Annotated in this window: 16 protein-coding genes; 8 read left to right on the top strand and 8 right to left on the bottom strand. The window is 62.3% G+C overall.

What is annotated here, in order from left to right:
- Nucleotides 1–44: 44 nt before the first annotated feature.
- Together BLU48_RS11335 and BLU48_RS11330 are read left to right on the top strand one after the other, a co-directional pair.
- On the top strand, nt 45–530 hold the full coding sequence (locus tag BLU48_RS11335) for a (2Fe-2S)-binding protein (RefSeq protein WP_057022416.1): 486 nt from the start codon (nt 45–47) through the stop codon (nt 528–530).
- A gap of 2 nt (nt 531–532) precedes the next feature.
- Entirely contained in the window at nt 533–4057 is a 3525-nt protein-coding gene (locus BLU48_RS11330; RefSeq protein ID WP_057022686.1) for a molybdopterin cofactor-binding domain-containing protein, read from the top strand.
- A 145-nt stretch (nt 4058–4202) separates the two neighbouring features.
- Here the strand turns inward: BLU48_RS11330 and BLU48_RS11325 are convergent, their stop codons facing one another.
- Nucleotides 4203–4871 (bottom strand): TetR/AcrR family transcriptional regulator, encoded by a 669-nt coding sequence (locus tag BLU48_RS11325; protein WP_057022415.1) that lies wholly within the window; start codon nt 4869–4871, stop codon nt 4203–4205.
- 159 nt (nt 4872–5030) lie between these two features.
- Between BLU48_RS11325 and ggt the strand changes: the two genes are divergently transcribed.
- Nucleotides 5031–6755, top strand: a complete 1725-nt coding sequence (gene ggt, locus BLU48_RS11320) for a gamma-glutamyltransferase (protein WP_057022414.1) — start codon at nt 5031–5033, stop codon at nt 6753–6755.
- A gap of 60 nt (nt 6756–6815) precedes the next feature.
- Nucleotides 6816–7610, top strand: coding sequence for an exodeoxyribonuclease III (gene xth / locus BLU48_RS11315; RefSeq protein ID WP_057022413.1), 795 nt, complete (start codon nt 6816–6818; stop codon nt 7608–7610).
- Here xth and BLU48_RS11310 read toward each other — a convergent pair.
- From BLU48_RS11310 to BLU48_RS11295, 4 genes are all read right to left on the bottom strand, one after another.
- Entirely contained in the window at nt 7607–9124 is a 1518-nt protein-coding gene (locus BLU48_RS11310; RefSeq protein ID WP_057022412.1) for an FAD-dependent oxidoreductase, read from the bottom strand. The two genes, xth and BLU48_RS11310, sit on opposite strands and share 4 nt — an antisense overlap.
- An 85-nt stretch (nt 9125–9209) precedes the next feature.
- Entirely contained in the window at nt 9210–9740 is a 531-nt protein-coding gene (locus tag BLU48_RS11305) for an AAA family ATPase (RefSeq protein WP_057022411.1), read from the bottom strand.
- Entirely contained in the window at nt 9737–10300 is a 564-nt protein-coding gene (gene pnuC / locus BLU48_RS11300) for a nicotinamide riboside transporter PnuC (RefSeq protein ID WP_057022410.1), read from the bottom strand. The genes BLU48_RS11305 and pnuC overlap by 4 nt, the downstream gene beginning before the upstream one ends.
- A gap of 207 nt (nt 10301–10507) precedes the next feature.
- On the bottom strand, nt 10508–12142 hold the full coding sequence (locus BLU48_RS11295) for a methyl-accepting chemotaxis protein (protein ID WP_057022409.1): 1635 nt from the start codon (nt 12140–12142) through the stop codon (nt 10508–10510).
- Between the two features lie 227 nt (nt 12143–12369).
- On the opposite strand from BLU48_RS11295, the gene BLU48_RS11290 reads away from it, so the two are divergent.
- Together BLU48_RS11290 and BLU48_RS11285 are read left to right on the top strand one after the other, a co-directional pair.
- On the top strand, nt 12370–13200 hold the full coding sequence (locus BLU48_RS11290; RefSeq protein ID WP_057022408.1) for an undecaprenyl-diphosphate phosphatase: 831 nt from the start codon (nt 12370–12372) through the stop codon (nt 13198–13200).
- Nucleotides 13197–13580 carry a DUF1294 domain-containing protein gene (locus BLU48_RS11285; RefSeq protein ID WP_057022407.1) on the top strand — a complete coding sequence of 128 codons (384 nt, stop codon included), beginning with the start codon at nt 13197–13199 and terminating at the stop codon, nt 13578–13580. The genes BLU48_RS11290 and BLU48_RS11285 overlap by 4 nt, the downstream gene beginning before the upstream one ends.
- Here the strand turns inward: BLU48_RS11285 and BLU48_RS11280 are convergent.
- Nucleotides 13569–13925 (bottom strand): MmcQ/YjbR family DNA-binding protein, encoded by a 357-nt coding sequence (locus BLU48_RS11280; protein ID WP_057022406.1) that lies wholly within the window; start codon nt 13923–13925, stop codon nt 13569–13571. The genes BLU48_RS11285 and BLU48_RS11280 overlap by 12 nt on opposite strands.
- On the bottom strand, nt 13922–14830 hold the full coding sequence (locus BLU48_RS11275; RefSeq protein WP_056845880.1) for a LysR substrate-binding domain-containing protein: 909 nt from the start codon (nt 14828–14830) through the stop codon (nt 13922–13924). Before BLU48_RS11275 ends, BLU48_RS11280 begins: the two co-directional genes overlap by 4 nt.
- A gap of 125 nt (nt 14831–14955) precedes the next feature.
- Here BLU48_RS11275 and BLU48_RS11270 point away from each other — a divergent pair, with 125 nt between their 5' ends.
- Complete coding sequence (locus tag BLU48_RS11270) at nt 14956–15567, top strand: FMN-dependent NADH-azoreductase (protein ID WP_057022405.1); 612 nt, start codon at nt 14956–14958, stop codon at nt 15565–15567.
- 190 nt (nt 15568–15757) lie between these two features.
- Entirely contained in the window at nt 15758–16795 is a 1038-nt protein-coding gene (locus BLU48_RS11265; protein ID WP_057022404.1) for an alpha/beta hydrolase family protein, read from the top strand.
- Here the strand turns inward: BLU48_RS11265 and BLU48_RS11260 are convergent.
- Nucleotides 16789–17961 carry an MFS transporter gene (locus BLU48_RS11260; protein ID WP_057022403.1) on the bottom strand — a complete coding sequence of 391 codons (1173 nt, stop codon included), beginning with the start codon at nt 17959–17961 and terminating at the stop codon, nt 16789–16791. The genes BLU48_RS11265 and BLU48_RS11260 overlap by 7 nt on opposite strands.
- Nucleotides 17962–17999: the final 38 nt, after the last annotated feature.

The following is a 17999-nucleotide window of genomic DNA, read 5'->3' as shown; positions in this document are numbered from 1 at the left end:
GTTTGATGTAGTAGGCACTTCATCAACCGGCACAGGCGAAGCGAATGACCAGCCAACCCATCACGGTAACGCTTGAGGTCAACGGCCAGACAAGCGAAGTCAGCGCCATGGCGGATACACCGCTGTTACTGGTACTGCGCAACGACCTGCAACTCAATGGCCCCAAGTACGGCTGTGGCCTGGGGGAGTGCGGTGCCTGCACCGTGATCATTGATGGCGTGGCCGCTCGTTCCTGCGTGTTCCCGCTGTCGGGTGCATCAGGGCGCAGGATCGTCACCCTTGAAGGCTTGGGTACGCGCCAGGCGCCGCACCCGGTGCAGCAGGCGTTCATCGACGAGCAGGCCGCGCAATGCGGCTACTGCCTCAACGGCATGATCATGACCGCCAAGGCCCTGCTCGACCGCAACCCCAAGCCCAGTGAAACCCAGGTACGCAACGAGCTGTCGGGCAACCTTTGCCGCTGCGGCACTCATATCGAGATCCTGCGCGCGGTATTGCGTGCGGCACGCCTTATGAACGTGGATGGATGATCATGACCGAAACGACCCTTTCCCGTGAGCAGTGGCTGGCCAAGGCCGGTGTATTGCTGATTGTCGATGATGTATTGCCGCCGTCGGGGCCGGTGGCCAAGGGCGGCACGCCCACGGTGAAACCCAAGGAGCTGGGGTTGTTTATCGCTGTGAACGATGATGGCCTGGTGTATGCGTTCAATGGTCATGTGGACCTGGGGACCGGCGTGCGCACGGCGTTGGCGCAGATCGTCGCCGAAGAGCTGGACCTGGGCATGGATCAGGTGAGGATGGTGCTGGGCGATACCGCGCGTGCGCCGAACCAGGGCGCGACCATTGCCAGTGCGACCTTGCAGATTTCCGCTGTGCCCTTGCGCAACGCAGCAGCAGAGGCGCGACGCTTTTTGCTGGCGCGGGCGGCAGGACGCTGGGGCGTCAGTACCGCCAGCCTCAAGGTCGAGGCCGGTGTTATCCATGCCGCCGATGGGCGCACCACCACCTATTCCGAGCTGGTCAGCGGCCAGCATGACCAAGTGCGCATCAGTGGCAACGCGCCGCTCAAGGCCCCCGCGGACTACCGCCTGGTCGGCCAGGACACGACCCGCCTGGACATCCCCGGCAAAGCCACCGGCGAGCTGACCTATGTGCACGACATGCGCGTGCCGGGCATGCTCCATGGCCGGGTGGTGCGCCCACCGTATGCGGGGCTCGACTGTGGGGAGTTTGTTGGCAATAGCCTGTTGAGTGTGAACGAAGCCTCCATCGCCCATATCCCCGGTATCGTCGCGGTGGTGGTGATCCGGGATTTTGTCGGCGTAGTGGCGTTGCGCGAAGAACAGGCGATCAAGGCTGCCGCCGAGCTGCAGGTGCAATGGAAATCGTGGGCTCACGCGGCGCCGGATATGCGCGACGTGGCGCAGGCCATTCGCGCTAACCCGCGCGTGCGCCGCACCGTGCTCGATCAGGGTGAGGTCGATGCCGCCCTAGCTAATGCCAGCCAGCGCATGCCGCGCACTTACCTGTGGCCCTACCAGATGCACGCCTCCATCGGCCCATCCTGCGCGGTGGCGGATTATCAGGACAACGGCAGCCGCGTATGGTCCGGCAGCCAGAACCCGCATCTGCTGCGTGCCGATCTGGCCTGGCTGCTGGAATGCGATGAAGCCCTGATCGAGGTGATCCGCATGGAAGCCTCCGGCTGTTACGGGCGCAACTGTGCCGACGATGTGTGCGCCGACGCCTTGTTGTTGTCCCGGGCGGTGGGCAAGCCAGTGCGCGTGCAACTGACCCGTGAACAGGAACATCTATGGGAGCCCAAGGGCACCGCGCAATTGATGGAGGTGAACGGCGGCGTGAACGCCGATGGCAGCATCGCCGCCTATGACTTCGAAACCAGCTACCCGTCCAACGGCGCGCCGACCCTGGCACTGCTGCTGACCGGCCGCGTCGAACCGGTGGCGGCGATGTTCGAAATGGGCGACCGCACCTCGATCCCGCCTTATGACATCGACAATATGCGCGTAACCATCAATGACATGGCGCCTATCGTGCGGGCCTCGTGGATGCGTGGCGTGTCGGCTTTGCCCAACACCTTTGCTCACGAATCCTATATCGATGAACTGGCTTTCGCCGCCGGCGTCGATCCGGTGGAATACCGCCTGCGTTACCTCAAGGACCCGCGCGCCATCGACTTGGTGAAATCTACCGCCGAACGCGCCGCCTGGTCCCCACGCACCGCGCCGATGCAAACCGCCAGCGATGACCACCTGTTACGTGGCCGCGGCTTTGCCTATGCGCGCTACATCCACAGTAAGTTTCCCGGCTTCGGCGCGGCCTGGGCCGCATGGGTAGCGGACGTGGCCATCGATAAACACACCGGCGATGTATCGGTGACGCGGGTGGTGATCGGCCATGACGCGGGGATGATGATCAACCCGGCGGGGGTTGAGCATCAGATTCACGGCAATGTGATCCAGTCCACCAGCCGTGTGTTGAAGGAGCGGGTGACCTTCGAGGAATCCACGGTGGCGAGCAAGGAGTGGGGCGGTTACCCGATCCTGACCTTCCCCGAGGTGCCGAAGATCGATGTGCTGATGATGCCGCGCCAGGACCAGCCGCCCATGGGCGCCGGTGAATCGGCGTCGGTACCCAGCGCGGCGGCGATTGCCAATGCGATCTATGACGCCACCGGTATTCGTTTTCGCGAGTTGCCGATCACCCCGGAGCGAGTACTGGCGGCATTGAATGCCGGCACCTTGGCTGAGCCGGCCAAGTCGCCACAAAAACGCCGCAAATGGTGGTTCGGCGCGCTGTTCGCGACCCTCGGAGCACTGCTGGCCACGGCCTGGCCGTTCCACAGCGAAATCGCGCCTATCGCACCGCCCAGCCCCGGCACCTGGTCCAAAGCCACCCTGGAGCGCGGGCGCCTGCTTGCGGCGGTCGGCGACTGCGCGGTGTGCCATACGGCGCCGGGCGGAGCGCCCAATGCCGGCGGCCTGGCCATGCAGACGCCGTTCGGCACCTTGTATAGCAGCAACATCACCCCGGATGTGAACACCGGCATTGGCGCCTGGTCGTACCCGGCATTCGAACGGGCAATGCGTGACGGCATCGGGCGCGACGGGCGTAACCTGTATCCGGCGTTTCCCTATACGGCGTTTCGCAATATCAACGAGGCGGACATGCAGGCGCTGTATGCCTACCTGATGTCCCAGGCGCCGGTCAGCCAGGCACCAAAGCCGAACGCGATGAAGTTTCCGTTCAATGTCAGACCCTTGATGGCGGGGTGGAACGCACTGAACCTGAGGCGCGGCGAAATCACCCCGCAGCCTGAGCGCAGTGAACAATGGAATCGCGGCAATTATCTGGTCAATGGCCTGGGACACTGTGCCGCGTGTCATTCGCCGCGCAACCTGATGGGGGCGCAAAAGGGCGGCAAGGCATTCCTCGCCGGCGGTGTGGTAGATGGCTGGGAGGCCCCGGCGCTGACGGGGTTGTCCAAGGCCCCGACGCCCTGGACCGAAGACCAGCTGTTTAGCTATTTGAGCACCGGCTATTCCGACGCCCATGGCGTGGCAGGGGGGCCGATGGGGCCAGTGGTAAGCGAGTTGTCGAAGCTGCCGAAGGCGGATATCCGTGCGATGGCGGTGTACCTGGCTTCGCTCAATCACGAAGCGGCAGCGCAGGCACAGGTCGCAGCAGCGGGTATACCGAATCCGAACGGCCGGCGCGTCTTCGAAGGTTCGTGCAAAGCCTGCCATGCCGATGGGCTGGGGCCGAAACTGTTTGGGGTCAGCCCGTCATTGGCGACCAATACCAATGTATTCAGCGACCAGCCGGATAATTTGATCAAGGTGATTTTGCAAGGTATTTCCCAGCCGGCGACCCGCGACCTGGGGTATATGCCGGGGTTCAGGGACAGCTTGTCGAATACCCAGGTGGCGGATCTGGTGGCCTACTTGCGCGGGCGATTTGCGCCGAACGCGCCACAGTGGCAAGGGCTGGAACAGAAGGTCGCTCACTTGCGTGCCGATCCCGGCAGCCATTGACAGTGGGAGAAGCGGCACAACGATTCGACTTGTCCCCGATATAGATGGGGCTGACCCACCGCCATCGGGGGCAAGCCCCCTCCCACATTTTGACTGTATTCACAAATCAGAATGTGGGAGGGGGTTTGCCCCCGATGGCAGTAGTTCAGTTAATAAAACCCTTGGCTGACACACTGTCAGGCATGACGCCGCGCAGCACCAGGTCGGTGATAAATGCCAGCCAATCCTGCTGCTGTCCCTCGTTCGACAGGTCTTCACCCAGGAACGAACTGAGGGTATGGCGGTTGGAGTTGTAGAAGTAGCACAGCGAAGCAATCATCAAGTACACATGCTTGAGGTCGATGTCCTGGCGAAACACGCCCTGGGCCTGGCCGGCCTCGATGATCGGGCGCAGCACGCCGACCGCCTCACCGGACAACCGACGCATTTCGCTGGACTGCCGGGCATGCTTGCCCTGATGCAGGTTCTCGATACTCAGGATCGCTACGAATTCGGGATGCTTGACGTAATAGTTCCAGATAAACGCCACCAGCTCGCGCAGGGCCTGGGCCGGTGCCGCAAGGTCCAGCTTGAGCTTGCCCTCGGCCTGGTTGAACTGCTCGTAGATATGCTCCAGCACGCAGGTGAACAGTTGTTCCTTGCTGCCGAAGTAGTAATAAAGCATGCGGTCGTTGGAGTCTGCGGCCTTGGAAATGCTGTCGACGCGCCCGCCGGAATAGCCGTCGCGGGTGAACACCTTGACCGCCGCCTGCAGGATGCGCGCCCGCGTCTGGTCGGCCTGTTGGGCGCGGATACCACTCTTCTTGATCGCCATCTATAGGGCCTTGCTAGACACTCAGGGCGCGAAATATAGCATGGGCTTTTTCGGGCCCGTTCTACCACCGACAGGTTCTGTAATAAAAACGCCATTGCGCTGGGGAATAAATCCGCGAGGGGCTATTTTGGTGCATCTCAATAACCAGAGTAGCCATGGATGAAATACCTATCTTTGAGCCGCACCTTGATTGCCACGGTGCTGGTGTTCACGCTCAGCGGCGTGCAAGCCGCGTCACAGGCCCCGGTCGCCGGTGAAAATGGCATGGTGGTGACGGCCCAGCATCTGGCCACGCATGTTGGCGTGGATGTACTCAAGGCCGGGGGCAACGCGGTGGACGCGGCAGTGGCCGTAGGCTACGCGCTGGCCGTAGTGTACCCGGCGGCGGGCAACCTCGGCGGCGGCGGTTTCATGACTGTGCAACTGGCCGACGGGCGCAAGACCTTCCTCGACTTCCGCGAAAAAGCCCCGCTGGCGGCGACTGCCGACATGTACCTGGACAAGGCCGGCAACGTGGTCGAGGGCCTGAGTGCCAAAGGCCATCTGGCGGTTGGCGTACCGGGCACCGTTTCCGGCATGGAACTGGCCCTGAGCAAATACGGCACGCTCAAGCGTGACCAGGTGATAGCCCCTGCGATCAAGTTGGCGGAAAATGGCTTTGAACTGGAGCAGGGCGATATCGACCTGTTGCATACCGCCACCGGCGAGTTCGAAAAAGACCAGGATTTGCGCGGGATCTTCCTGCACAACGGCCAACCGCTGCAGGTGGGCCAGAAACTGGTGCAGAAAGACCTGGCCAAGACCCTCAGGGAAATCTCCGCCAAGGGCACCGACGGGTTCTATAAAGGTTGGGTGGCCAAGGCCCTGGTGGACTCCAGCCAGGCCGGCAAAGGCATCATCACCCAGGCCGACCTCGACAAGTACAAGACCCGCGAGCTGGCGCCCATCGAGTGCGATTACCGTGGCTACCACGTGGTGTCGGCACCGCCTCCCAGCTCGGGCGGCGTGGTGATCTGCCAGATCATGAACATTCTCGAAGGCTACCCTATGGCCGACCTGGGCTATCACTCGGCCCAAGGCCTGCACTACCAGATCGAAGCGATGCGCCATGCCTATGTGGACCGCAACAGCTACCTGGGCGACCCGGATTTCGTGAAGAACCCGATCGAACACCTGCTCGACAAGAACTACGCGGCGAAACTGCGTGACGCCATCGAACCGCATAAAGCCGGGGATTCCCAGGCGATCAAGCCGGGGGTGTCGCCCCATGAAGGCAATAACACCACCCACTATTCCATCGTCGACAAGTGGGGCAACGCGGTTTCGGTGACCTACACCCTCAACGACTGGTTCGGTGCCGGCGTCATGGCGAGCAAGACCGGGGTGATCCTCAACGATGAAATGGACGACTTCACCGTCAAGGTCGGCGTGCCGAACATGTACGGGCTGGTCCAGGGTGAGGCCAACGCCATCGCGCCGGGCAAGGCGCCGCTGTCGTCGATGAGCCCGACCATCGTCACCAAGGATGGCAAGGCGGTGATGGTGGTCGGTACGCCGGGGGGTAGCCGCATCATTACCGCTACCTTGCTGACCATCCTGAATGTCATCGACTACAAGATGAACATCCAGGAAGCCGTGGATGCACCGCGCTTCCACCAGCAATGGATGCCTGACACCACCAACCTGGAGACCTTCGCCGTCAGCCCAGACACCCAGAAAATCCTGGAAAGCTGGGGCCACAAGTTTGCCGGCCCCCAGGATGCCAATCACCTGGCGGCGATCCTGGTGGGGGCGCCGTCCCTGGATAGCAAGCCGGTGGGCAACAACCGCTTCTATGGGGCGAACGACCCACGACGTAATACGGGCTTGTCCTTGGGGTATTAAAGGAACATCCGGGTCCCTTCCAGGCTCTACCCCAAGAGCCCTGGAAGAGGAACCAACCCGATGAAAGCGTTGAAAATCGCCACCTTCAACATCAACGGTATCCGCGCGCGCCTGCCTAACCTGTTGCACTGGCTGCAGCGCGAACAGCCGGATATCGTCTGCCTGCAGGAGCTCAAGGCGCCGCAAAGCCTGTTCCCCTATGTTGAGTTTGAAACCGCCGGCTACGGCGCGATCTGCCTGGGCCAGGCGTCGTGGAATGGCGTGGCGATCCTGGCGCGGGATGCGCAGCCCTTGGAAAGCCGGCGTGGTTTGCCCGGCGATGACAGCGACACCCAGAGCCGCTATATCGAAGCGGCAGTGCACGGCGTGCTGGTCGGCTGCCTCTACCTGCCCAATGGCAACCCGCAACCGGGTCCGAAATTCGACTACAAACTGGCCTGGTTCGAGCGCCTGATCGACTATGCCAAGGCCCTGCAAGCCAGTGAGCATCCAGTGTTGCTGGCGGGGGATTTCAATGTGGTGCCCACCGACCTGGACATCTACAACCCGCGGTCCTGGCTCAAGGATGCCTTGTTGCAGCCCGAGAGCCGCGCCTGCTACCAGCGATTGCTGGAGCAGGGCTGGACCGATTCCTTGCGCCACCTGTATCCCGAAGAGCGCGTCTACACCTTCTGGGATTACTTCCGCCAGCATTGGCAGAAAAACTCCGGCCTGCGCATCGACCACCTATTGCTCAACCCCGCCCTCAAGCCGTACTTGAAAGATGCCGGCGTCGATGCCTGGGTCCGCAACGAGGCCCACGCCAGCGACCATGCGCCGACCTGGATTCAATTGGGCACGCGCAAAAAGCGCTAACCTTCGTGAATCAACCCAAGGGCTTCGGCCTTGTTCAACGGACTCTGCATGCGCTGTGACAGGCGCGCCATCGCCTGCGGATATTCGCAGGCGACCACGGCTTCCACCTGATCGTCATGGCAGAGCAGGGCGATGAAGTGGTGTCGCTGCAAGTCGCCCTCGATGTGCAGGCGGTTCCAGTGTTGTCCATGGCCGAGCACCTCGAATGTCTTGCCAAAGTGGTAGGTCCAGAAGAAGGGCACGTCGGCATAGGCCTGGGCGGCGCCGAGCATGTTGCGTGCCGCCAGCACCCCCAACTGCTGGGCCAGGCGCCAGTGTTCGATGCGTGTTGGCTGATGGTTCCAAGGGAAGGTCAGGTTATCGCCGGCAGCCCATAACCCGGGGGCGGCTTGCAGGTGGTGATCGGCCAGGAGCGACTGGTCCTCGGCTTTACTGACACCCTCGATAAAACCCGTGGCAGGCGTTACGCCGACACCGATCACCACCAGGTCGGCCGCCAGTCGTTTACCGTTTTTCAGCAGTACCGTACCGACCGCGCCGTGGCCGTCCAGGCTCACCGGCTCGGTATTGCCGTGGAAGATCACGCCATTGTCTTCATGCAACTGTCGCAGGGCGGCGCCGATGCGTCGGCCCAATTGCGCGGCAAGTGGAACGTCATGGCGGCTGACCACTTGCACCACCAGGCCGCGCTGGCGCAGGGCCGACGCGGCTTCCAGGCCGATAAAGCTGTCGCCGATGATCACTGCGCAGGCTGCCGACTCTGCGGCCGCGTCGATGCGTGCGGCATCTTCGCGGCTACGTAGCACGAAGACGTTGCTCAGCACGGCGCCGGGAATATCCAGTGACTGCGGCTGGCCGCCGGTGGCAACCAGCGCAGCGTCGTAGTCGAAGTGGCGACCGTCGGCCAGTTCGATGCGTTTGGCAACGGCATCCAGGCGCTGCACCTCACCCTGGATACCGAGGGTGTCGAAGGGCGCGTCTTCCAGCAGGGGTGGCGTATCCTGCGGCGCCATTTGCCCTGCGATCACGAATTTGCTCAAGGCGGTGCGGTCGTAGGCCGGCGCGGATTCGCGGTCGATCCACAGCAGGCGCCCAGTAAAACCCTCGCGGCGCAAGGTGGCGACCGCTGCGGTACCGGCCGCTCCCGCGCCGATCACCGCGAAGCAACGCGAGTCATCGACCACGACCGTGGGTGCAGGGTCAACTGGCGCGTCACCGACACTGACCACACCATCGCGAACCTGCACCGGGTATTGCTTGAGCGCCACTAAGGCTGGCGGTTCGAGCACCGCCCCATTGGCCACGGCAAAGGTTGCCTTGTGCCAGGGGCAGACGATGCGGCCTTGGCAGATAACGCCTTCTTCCAGTGGCGCGCCGGCATGGGGGCAATCGGCCTGGAAGGCGCGTACCTGGCCTCCACTGCGTACCAGTAACAGCGGGTGCGCCGCCGTTTCGACGCGAACGCCACGGTTTTCGGGCAAATTGATCAGGCGGGCAACGATGCGCATATTCATAGGCCAGTCTCCTTTGAAAGGTTGACTGGCGGTCACAGCGATGGACTGCGTTGACCCGACGGTCGGTGCAGGTGGCGGTGCGTTGCTACGCGGGTTGGGCGAGCAGTCGCTCTACTGCAGCGAATGCCGCCGTGCGGCGGTCTTGCCAGGTTCCGCGAATCACCAGTACTGGCTGTCGATGCTGCTGCATCCAGTCCAGGCTCGCCTGAAAAAACGCGCGGCGGTCTTCAAGCTCCGGCTGGCAGCGCTGGCCGTCGGCGCACCATTGCACATCCTCGGGGGAGAGCAGCAGGTGCAGGTCGTAATGCCGGGCCAGCAGTTCGCTGTCGAGCCAGCCGGGGTAGTCGCCGAACAGGGTCTGACTCCACAGTTTGTTGGCCAGCAGGTGCGTGTCGAGCACCAGCAGGCCAGGGCGTTCGGCGCGGGCAGCGTCTTCCCATTCCAGCTGGCCACGGGCAATCGCCGGGATATCCGCCAGGCAGGTGTCACGCTGATGGTGATCGATGAAATAGCGCACGTACTCGCCGACCATCAGCCCGCCGAAGTGTGCGTGCAACTCGGCAGCCAGCCAGCTTTTACCACTGGATTCCGGGCCTGCCAGCACTACCACCTTCATGGCTGCAACGCCGGGTCGGCGCGCCATTCACGCCAGCCTTGCACAGCGATGGCGGTGAACAGCGCGTAGAGCGCGGCGGTGAGGTAGAGGCCTTTGTAGAGGAAGAGCCCGACGAATATTACATCCACCACAATCCACAACGGCCAGCACTGCAGGCGTTTTTGCGCCATCCACATTTGCGCCACCAGGCTGAAACCGGTAAGGGCCGCGTCGAGCCATGGCTGTGCGGCGTCGGTCCAGTGGGCCATGGCGGCGCCGAGCAACAGGCTGCCAACGGCGCCCACGGCCAGGCTGGTCATGATCGCAGGTGCCCCCAGGCGGGTGACCTGGCGACCCTGCCTGACCTCGCCGGCGCGGGTCCATTGCCACCAGCCATAGACTTGCAACGCGGCGTAGACCACCTGCAGCAGCATGTCGGAGTAGAGTTTTACCTCGAAGAAAACCCAGGTGTAGAGCAGCACCATTACCAGGCCGATGGGCCAGCACCAGGGGTTCTGCTTGACCGTCAGCCAGACAGCGATCACCCCCAGGGCGGCGGCGAACAGTTCAAGCCCGGACATGGTGGATCCTTGGGAAGTGGGAGAGGGCGGTGATTGTACCTAGAGGCCAGCGATCTTCAAACTTGCGTGCAATGGGCATACATCGTACAAAAATGTGGGAGGGGGCTTGCTCCCGATTACGTTGGATCAGTCAGCTCATTTGCAACTGACCCACCGTAATCGGGAGCAAGTCGAATCGTCGCACCGCCCCTCCCAAAGTTGCCGGCGCTAGATTCGGAATTGGCGCAGCAACCCATCAAGCTGCTCACTCAGCCCACGCAACTGCCCACTCGCCACGCTGGATTGTTCGGCCGCCAGCGCCGTGCTGTGGGACAACCCTGCGGCCTGGGTGACGTTCTGGTTGATATCTTCGACCACATGGGCCTGTTGCAGGGTGGCGCTGGCAATCGAGGCGTTCAAACCGTTGAGGTTGTGCAGCGCCTGGCCGATGGCGGTGAGGCTGGCCCCCGCCTGGCCGGCCTGCTCGATGGTCAGTTGCGAGGCGCTGTGGCTGTCGCTGATGACCTTGACCGCCGCTTCCGAGTGGCCTTGCAAGCGCTCGATCATTGCCTGGATTTCGGCGGTGGATTTCTGCGTGCGCTGGGCCAGCAGGCGCACTTCATCGGCGACCACCGCAAACCCACGGCCCTGTTCGCCAGCGCGGGCGGCTTCAATGGCGGCGTTCAGGGCGAGCAGGTTGGTCTGGTCGGCGATGGAGCGGATCACTTCGAGGACGCCGCCAATCTGAGTGCTTTCGCTGGAGAGCGTGCGAATCACCTCTACGGCCTGGCTGATGGTGTTGGAGAGCTGGTCGATCTGCTGCAAACTGCCATCGATGTTGACCTGGCCCTGTTGCGCCTGGGCTTGGGCATCGCGCATTTCGCTGGCGGCATGTTCGGCATTCTTCGCCACGTCCTGCACGCCGTAGGTGACTTCATTGATAGCGGTAGCCACCAACTCCATCTGCTGCGATTGCTGCTGGCTGCGGTCGTGGGCCTGGCTGGCGTTGTGGCCCAACTCCGTGGACGACTGGCCCAGGGCGGTCGCGCATACCTGCAACTGGCCAACCACCTGGCGCAACTTGGCGGTGAAGCTGTTGAAATGCCGGGCCAGTTGGGTGAGCTCGTCGCTGCCGTGGGTGTCGAGGCTGCGGGTCAGGTCGCTTTCGCCGCTGGCAATATTGCCCATGGCGTTCACGGCCGCCTGCAACGGCTGCACGATACTGCGGGCAATCAGTGATACCAGCAGACCCATGACCAGCGCGATGCCTAGCACAATGAACGAGGCTTTCCACACCTGAGCGTTGAATTCAGCCTGCACATCATCCACATAGACGCCGGAACCGATAATCCAGCCCCAGGGTTCGAACAGCTGGATGTACGAGGTTTTTTCCACCGGTGCTTCGGCCCCAGGTTTCGGCCAGCGGTAGTTGACGATACCGGCGCCCTTGGCCTTGGCCAGACTCACGAACTCGTTGAATACGGCGAAGCCGTCCGGGTCGCGAATCGCCGAGAGGTTCTGGCCATCGAGCTTGGGGTTGGCCGCGTGCATGATCATCACGGGGGTGAGGTCGTTGATCCAGAAGTAATCATCGTGGTCATAGCGCAGCCCGCGCACTGCGCTGAGGGCTTGCTGCTGCGCGGTATCGCGGGTCAGTACGCCGGTCTTTTCCAGGTTCTGGTAATAGCTGAGCACGCCGCTGGCGGTCTGCACCACATGCTGGGTCTGTTGGCGCTTGGCCTGGTAAAGGTCGCCACGGATCTGGTTGAGCATCAGCAACCCCAAGGCCAACAGCATCAACACGGCGACTATCAGGATCAGCCAAAGGCGGCGGCTGATCGACATGCTGCGCAAACTGTTCATCGTCCTGTCACTCCATGCTCTTTATAATTGTGGTGCTGCTTCGAGATTTCCGGCGTGTCTGATAGGCTTTCGGCCCGGAATCGGAAAACCTGAGTACTGCCTGATTTTTCACGGAATTTTTGCAGACCGGCGTTGAGAATCAACCGCGGGCGCTTGAGTGCGCTCGTCGTCAGTGAACTTTAAAAAAACTTAAGAGGCATGCCACGCGCGTGACCTTTGGAGACAGCATGGATTTTTGGACCGCCATACAGGCATTGATTCTCGGCATCGTCGAGGGGCTGACGGAGTTCCTGCCGATCTCCAGCACCGGCCACCAGATCATCGTCGCCGACTTGATCAATTTCGGCGGCGAACGTTTCGAAGCCTTCAATATCATCATCCAGCTCGGCGCGATCCTCGCGGTGGTCTGGGAGTTTCGCCGCAAGATCCTCGACGTGGTCATCGGCCTGCCGACCCAGCCCAAGGCCCGGCGCTTCACCGTCAACCTGATCATTGCCGTGTTGCCGGCGGTGGTACTGGGGGTGATTTTTGCCGACCTGATCAAGCACTACCTGTTCAACCCGATCACCGTCGCCACCGCCCTGGTGGTAGGTGGCGTGATCATGCTGTGGGCCGAGCGCCGCCAGCATGCGGTGCGCGCTGAAACCGTGGATGACATTACCTGGAAAGACGCCCTCAAGGTTGGCCTGGCCCAGTGCCTGGCGATGATCCCGGGTACTTCGCGCTCCGGTGCGACGATTATCGGCGGCCTGCTGTTCGGCCTGTCGCGCAAGACCGCCACCGAATTTTCGTTCTTCCTGGCCATGCCGACCATGGTCGGTGCCGCGGTGTACTCGGGCTACAAATACCGTGATCTGTTCCAGCCGGCCGACCTGCCGGTGTTCGCCATTGGCTTTGTCACCTCGTTCATCTTCGCGATGATCGCGGTCAAGGCGTTGCTCAAATTCATCGCCAGCCACAGCTACGCGGCGTTTGCCTGGTACCGGATCGCCTTCGGCCTGGTGATCCTGGCGACTTGGCAGTTCGGCTTGGTCGACTGGACTGCAGTCAAGCCATGAGCGTCCAGCATCCACGCCTGAAGGCGCTGATCTTTGCGCTGCTGTGCGCCGCGCCGCTGTTGGGCTCGGCGTTGCTGTGGTATCGCGGTGAGACGGTGATCCCGTTGGCGGCGTATGGGCTGGTCAGCGTGGTGGCGTTTTTCCTGTACTGGAGCGACAAGCGCAAGGCCCAGACCGAAGGCTGGCGCACCCCGGAAAACATCCTGCATGCCGTCGAGCTGGCGGGCGGTTGGCCGGGGGCGTTGATCGCCCAGCAGGTGTTCCGGCACAAGACGCGCAAGGTGTCCTACCAAGTGCTGTTCTGGGTGATCGTGCTGTTGCACCAGGTGTTCTGGTTGGACCAGCTGTTCCTGGGCGGCACGTTGCTGTCAATCCTCTAGCAACAGGCCAATCTGTGTGCGCTTGGGCAGCTTGCTCACCACCAGTTGGTGGGAGCGCTGCAACAGGCCGCGCAGCTCGTCGGCGCCCAGCGGGTAGGGCGTGTTCATGATGATCCACTGTGCCCGGGCCAGATATGGCGCCGGGTGGATGCCCGGGCGGTCGACGTGGCCCAGGAACAGGTCCTTGTCCACTTTGAATGCCAGCGATTCACCACGCAGGTTCTGCAGGGCGAACATCTTGTTGCCGGCAATCGAGAACACGCGCACGCCGCCCCATTTGTAGTCTTCCCGCGCACCAGGCAGGCCCAGGCAGAACGCGGCGACTTGTGCTTCGCTCAGGCTCATAGCAAACGGTCTCCACAGCCTTTGAAGCCTTCTTCCAGGTAGTCGATCCAGGCGCGGATGGCTGGCAACACACCACGTCGATGCGGGTACACGGCTTGCAACCAGCCGCCCGGCAATGACCATTGCGGCAGCAATTGCACCAGGCGGCCACTGGCCAGTTCTTCCTCGCAATACATCATCGGCAGCACCGTGAAGCCCAGACCCATGATGGCGCTGGCCTTGCGCACGATAAAGTCTTCGATGCCCAGCCGGGCCTCCATCACCAGGTCGTAGGGGTTGCCCTGAGGGTCGAGGATGCGCTGGTGCACCATGCGATCCGCCTCAAGTGCACCAAGTACGGGCAGTTGCCTGAGGTCGTCGAGGGTATGTACCTGCCGCTCACGCATCAGCGCGGGGCTGGCGACCAGTACGGTCTGGGCCTGGCGCAGGCGCTTGGTCACCAGCAGCGGGTCTTCATCGCCCAGTTCGCGCACGCGCAGGGCCACGTCAATGCCTTCGGCCACCAGGTCGACGCGGCGGTTGACCAGGGTCATATCCAACTGCACCAACGGATGCGCGGCAAGAAACCCGGCCACCAGTTCCGGCAGGATGTGTTGGGCCAGGCCCACCGGGCAACTGACCCGCAGGCGCCCACGGGGCTCGCTGGACATGCTCGCCACGGCCTCATCGGCCATCTCCGCTTCCAGCAACATGGCCTGGCAATGGCGCAAGTAGCGCTCGCCGACGGCGGTCAGCGTCAGTTGCCGGGTAGTTCGTTGCAACAGGCGGGCGCCCAGGCGTTCTTCTAATTCGGCGATGCGCCGTGACAGCCTGGACTTGGGAATCCCGAGTAGCCGCCCGGCCGCAGCGAAACCGCCGGCTTCGACGACTTTGGCGAAATAGTAGAGGTCATTGAGGTCTTGCATGCTGGGCCTATTGTCCTGTCAGTGGGACAAACTATCGCATTTTAGCTGGCTTATCGACTATTGGTTTCATGCGTAGCATCACCACCATCTGATCGCCACTGTCGATCCCACCTCGGAGATCCACCATGAAACTACTGCATATCGATTCCAGCATCCTCGGCGACAACTCCGCTTCCCGCCAGCTCAGCGCTGGTGTGGTCAAGGCGTGGCAAGCGGCTGAGCCGGGGGTGGAAGTGACTTACCGTGACCTGGCCAGCGAAGGCATCAATCACTTTTCCGGCGCCACCCTGGGCGCATTGGGCACGGCTGCTGAACTGCGCGATGCGGCGCAAAAACACGAGGCTCAACTGAGTGCAACGTCGCTGGCTGAATTCCTGGCTGCCGATGCCGTGGTCGTGGGCGCGCCGATGTACAACTTCACTATTCCTACCCAGTTGAAAGCCTGGATCGATCGCATCGCGGTCGCCGGCCAGACCTTCCGCTACACCGAAGCCGGCCCGGAAGGCCTGTGCGGCAACAAGAAAGTCATTATCGTCTCCACCGCCGGCGGCCTGCATGCGGACCAAGCTTCGGGCGCCGCCCATGAAGGTTACTTGAAACTGCTGTTTGGTTTCCTCGGCATCACCGATATCGAGATCGTTCGCGCCGAAGGCCTGGCCTACGGTGATGAAGCTCGCAGCAAAGCGTTGAACGATGCCAACGCGCGCATCAACCAGCAGTTGTTCGCAGCTGCGTAAGGCTTTTGTAAATAGCATTTTTCCCGGTTTCATTCTGAAGCCGGGCGCCTAAACTCTGTATTCTGATCGCCTGAACGCGAGCGGAGTACGGAGTTTTTTTGTTTATGGCCCAGGTTATGCAACCATTGCTCCAATACCCTGGGCTTTAATTCGCCATGCCGGTTTTTGCGCAGCAAAGGTGGACGTCCCCATGATGCGTCTTTGTGCTGTTTTGGCTCTCTCCCTGCTTGGCGGCCTGGTTTCAGTGCACGCTGCCCCGGCACCGCCCCCCCATTGGAGCGTGGGCTTTCATCGCATGAGTGTGCTCGATCCGCTGGATTCGCAGCCGATGAAAGCTATCGCGTTTTACCCTTCCACCGAGGCCGAGCACACCACGTCACTGGGCGCCTATCAAGTTGCCGCCAGCGAAGATTCCAAGGTCGCCATCGGCCGTTTCCCGATGCTGATGCTGTCCCATGGCAATACCGGGACGCCTTTGGCCTTGCACGACCTGGCTACGTCCCTGGCACGCAAGGGGTTTGTGGTGGTGGCTGTGCTGCACCCTGGCGACAACTACAAGGACCACAGCCGCCTGGGCACCGTGAGCAACCTGTATGGCCGGCCGATCCAGATTTCCCAGGCCATTACCGCCGCGCTGGCCGACCCGATGCTGTCGCCTTTCGTCGATATTGATCAGATCGGCGTCATCGGCTATTCAGCCGGTGGCGAAACGGCGCTGATCCTCGCGGGCGCCAAGCCTGATTTCGAGCGCCTGCGCCGCTACTGCCAGCAACGCCCCGAGGACCGCGATGCCTGCACCACCAACGGTGAGCTGGTGGTCGACCGCGATGACTTGCAGCCCCAGGCCGACCCGCGTATCCATGCCCTGATGCTGATGGCGCCGCTGAGCCTGATGTTCGGTCGCCATACCCTGGCGGACGTGCACGTGCCGGTGCTGCTCTACAGTGGCGACGGCGACCAATTGGTGGCGGTGGACAAGAACGCCGCCGCCCTGGCGCGTAAGCTGCCGCAGCCGCCGGACTTCAAGCTGTTGGCCGGGGCAGGGCACTTTGTGTTCATGGCGCCGTGTGACAGTAATCAACTGGCGACGATGCCGGCGATCTGCACCGATGCCGATGGGGTTGACCGGGAAGGTATCCATCGCGACATGGTCTCCGAAGCCGGGCGCTTTTTCAGCCATACCCTCGGCGAGGTGACCCGCGCCGGTTTGCAGACAGCTGATCAGTAGGCGCGGCGCCTGAGCAGTACGGTGAGGGCGAGTGCACTGACCGACAGCAAGGCCGCGCAGAAAAAGATCCAGCCGTAGCCGAGGTTCAACGCCACGGCGCCCATCAGCGGTCCGGCAATCGCCAGGGCCAGGTCGAAAAATACCGCATAGGCGCTCAACCCCGCACCGCGGCTGCTGTCCGGCACCTGCTTGATGGCCTCCACCCCCAGCGCCGGGTACACCAGCGACAAGCCAAAGCCGGTCAGGCCGGCGCCGATCAAGGCCGCGCCGGTGGACGGCGCCAGCCACAACAGGGTCAGGCCCAGGGTTTCGATGAGCATGCAGCCGATGGCGGCGGTGAACCCGCCAAAGCGGCTGATGGCGGAGATAAACATCAGGCGCGACAGGATAAAACACACGCCAAATACCGTCAGGCAGTACGCCGCACCGGTCCAGCCACGATTGAGGTAATACAGGGTGATAAAGGTTGTCAGCGTGCCATAGCCGATCGAGGCCAGGCACAGGCTGGTGCCGAACGGTGCGATTCGCCCGAACACCGCCCAGAACGGCAGCCGCTCACCGCGCACCACCGGCACTGATGGCTTATTGCGGATCAGCACCAGGCCCAACGCCGCCAACACTGACAGCGCAATACCGAGGCTGATGTAGCCATATTCCGCGACCATCACCACGCCTAATGGCGCACCAATGGCAATGGCGCCGTAGGAAGCGATACCATTCCAGGAAATCGAACGCGCGGTATGTTCGACGCCTACCGCGCCCATGCACCAGCTGATGGTGCCCACGCCGATCAGGCCCTGGGCCACGCCCAACAACAAACGGCCGACGATCAGAATCCCCAGGCTCAAGTTCGGCAGGCTTTCCAGCAGCGTGGCGATAAATGTCAGCACACCGCTGATCAGGATGCCGGCCAAACCCAGCACAATCGCCCGCTTGGTGCCGACGTTATCCGACACCCGTCCGGCCATCGGGCGGCTGAGCAGCGTGGCCAGGTATTGCGAGCCAATGGCGATACCGGCCACTACCGCGCTGAAACCCAGTTGTTCATGCACATAGCCTGGAATCACCGCAATCGGCAGGCCGATGCAGATAAAGGCGATGAAGGTATAGAAGACGATGGAGACGATCTGCAAAGTGATCGACAGGGAGGAGGGGGCGGCAGGCATGGGCACTCGTTCGCTGGCGGGCGGTGAAAGCATCATGG

Origin of the sequence: Pseudomonas synxantha, assembly GCF_900105675.1 — a bacterium.
Classification (GTDB): Bacteria; Pseudomonadota; Gammaproteobacteria; order Pseudomonadales; family Pseudomonadaceae; genus Aquipseudomonas; species Aquipseudomonas synxantha.
Note: the sequence above shows the minus strand (reverse complement) of the source record. Positions and strands in the feature narration are given on the sequence as shown.

Bases quoted from the DNA above. Each gene is read 5' to 3' on its own strand.
- BLU48_RS11330 (WP_057022686.1), top strand. From the start codon at position 533: ATGACCGAAACGACCCTTTCCCGTGAGCAGTGGCTGGCCAAGGCCGGT.
- pnuC (WP_057022410.1), bottom strand. From the start codon at position 10,300: ATGTCCGGGCTTGAACTGTTCGCCGCCGCCCTGGGGGTGATCGCTGTC.
- BLU48_RS11265 (WP_057022404.1), top strand. From the start codon at position 15,758: ATGATGCGTCTTTGTGCTGTTTTGGCTCTCTCCCTGCTTGGCGGCCTG.
- BLU48_RS11310 (WP_057022412.1), bottom strand. From the start codon at position 9,124: ATGAATATGCGCATCGTTGCCCGCCTGATCAATTTGCCCGAAAACCGT.
- BLU48_RS11260 (WP_057022403.1), bottom strand. From the start codon at position 17,961: ATGCCTGCCGCCCCCTCCTCCCTGTCGATCACTTTGCAGATCGTCTCC.
- BLU48_RS11270 (WP_057022405.1), top strand. From the start codon at position 14,956: ATGAAACTACTGCATATCGATTCCAGCATCCTCGGCGACAACTCCGCT.
- xth (WP_057022413.1), top strand. From the start codon at position 6,816: ATGAAAGCGTTGAAAATCGCCACCTTCAACATCAACGGTATCCGCGCG.
- BLU48_RS11280 (WP_057022406.1), bottom strand. From the start codon at position 13,925: ATGAGCCTGAGCGAAGCACAAGTCGCCGCGTTCTGCCTGGGCCTGCCT.
- BLU48_RS11325 (WP_057022415.1), bottom strand. From the start codon at position 4,871: ATGGCGATCAAGAAGAGTGGTATCCGCGCCCAACAGGCCGACCAGACG.
- BLU48_RS11285 (WP_057022407.1), top strand. From the start codon at position 13,197: ATGAGCGTCCAGCATCCACGCCTGAAGGCGCTGATCTTTGCGCTGCTG.
- BLU48_RS11335 (WP_057022416.1), top strand. From the start codon at position 45: ATGACCAGCCAACCCATCACGGTAACGCTTGAGGTCAACGGCCAGACA.
- ggt (WP_057022414.1), top strand. From the start codon at position 5,031: ATGAAATACCTATCTTTGAGCCGCACCTTGATTGCCACGGTGCTGGTG.
- BLU48_RS11275 (WP_056845880.1), bottom strand. From the start codon at position 14,830: ATGCAAGACCTCAATGACCTCTACTATTTCGCCAAAGTCGTCGAAGCC.
- BLU48_RS11305 (WP_057022411.1), bottom strand. From the start codon at position 9,740: ATGAAGGTGGTAGTGCTGGCAGGCCCGGAATCCAGTGGTAAAAGCTGG.
- BLU48_RS11295 (WP_057022409.1), bottom strand. From the start codon at position 12,142: ATGAACAGTTTGCGCAGCATGTCGATCAGCCGCCGCCTTTGGCTGATC.
- BLU48_RS11290 (WP_057022408.1), top strand. From the start codon at position 12,370: ATGGATTTTTGGACCGCCATACAGGCATTGATTCTCGGCATCGTCGAG.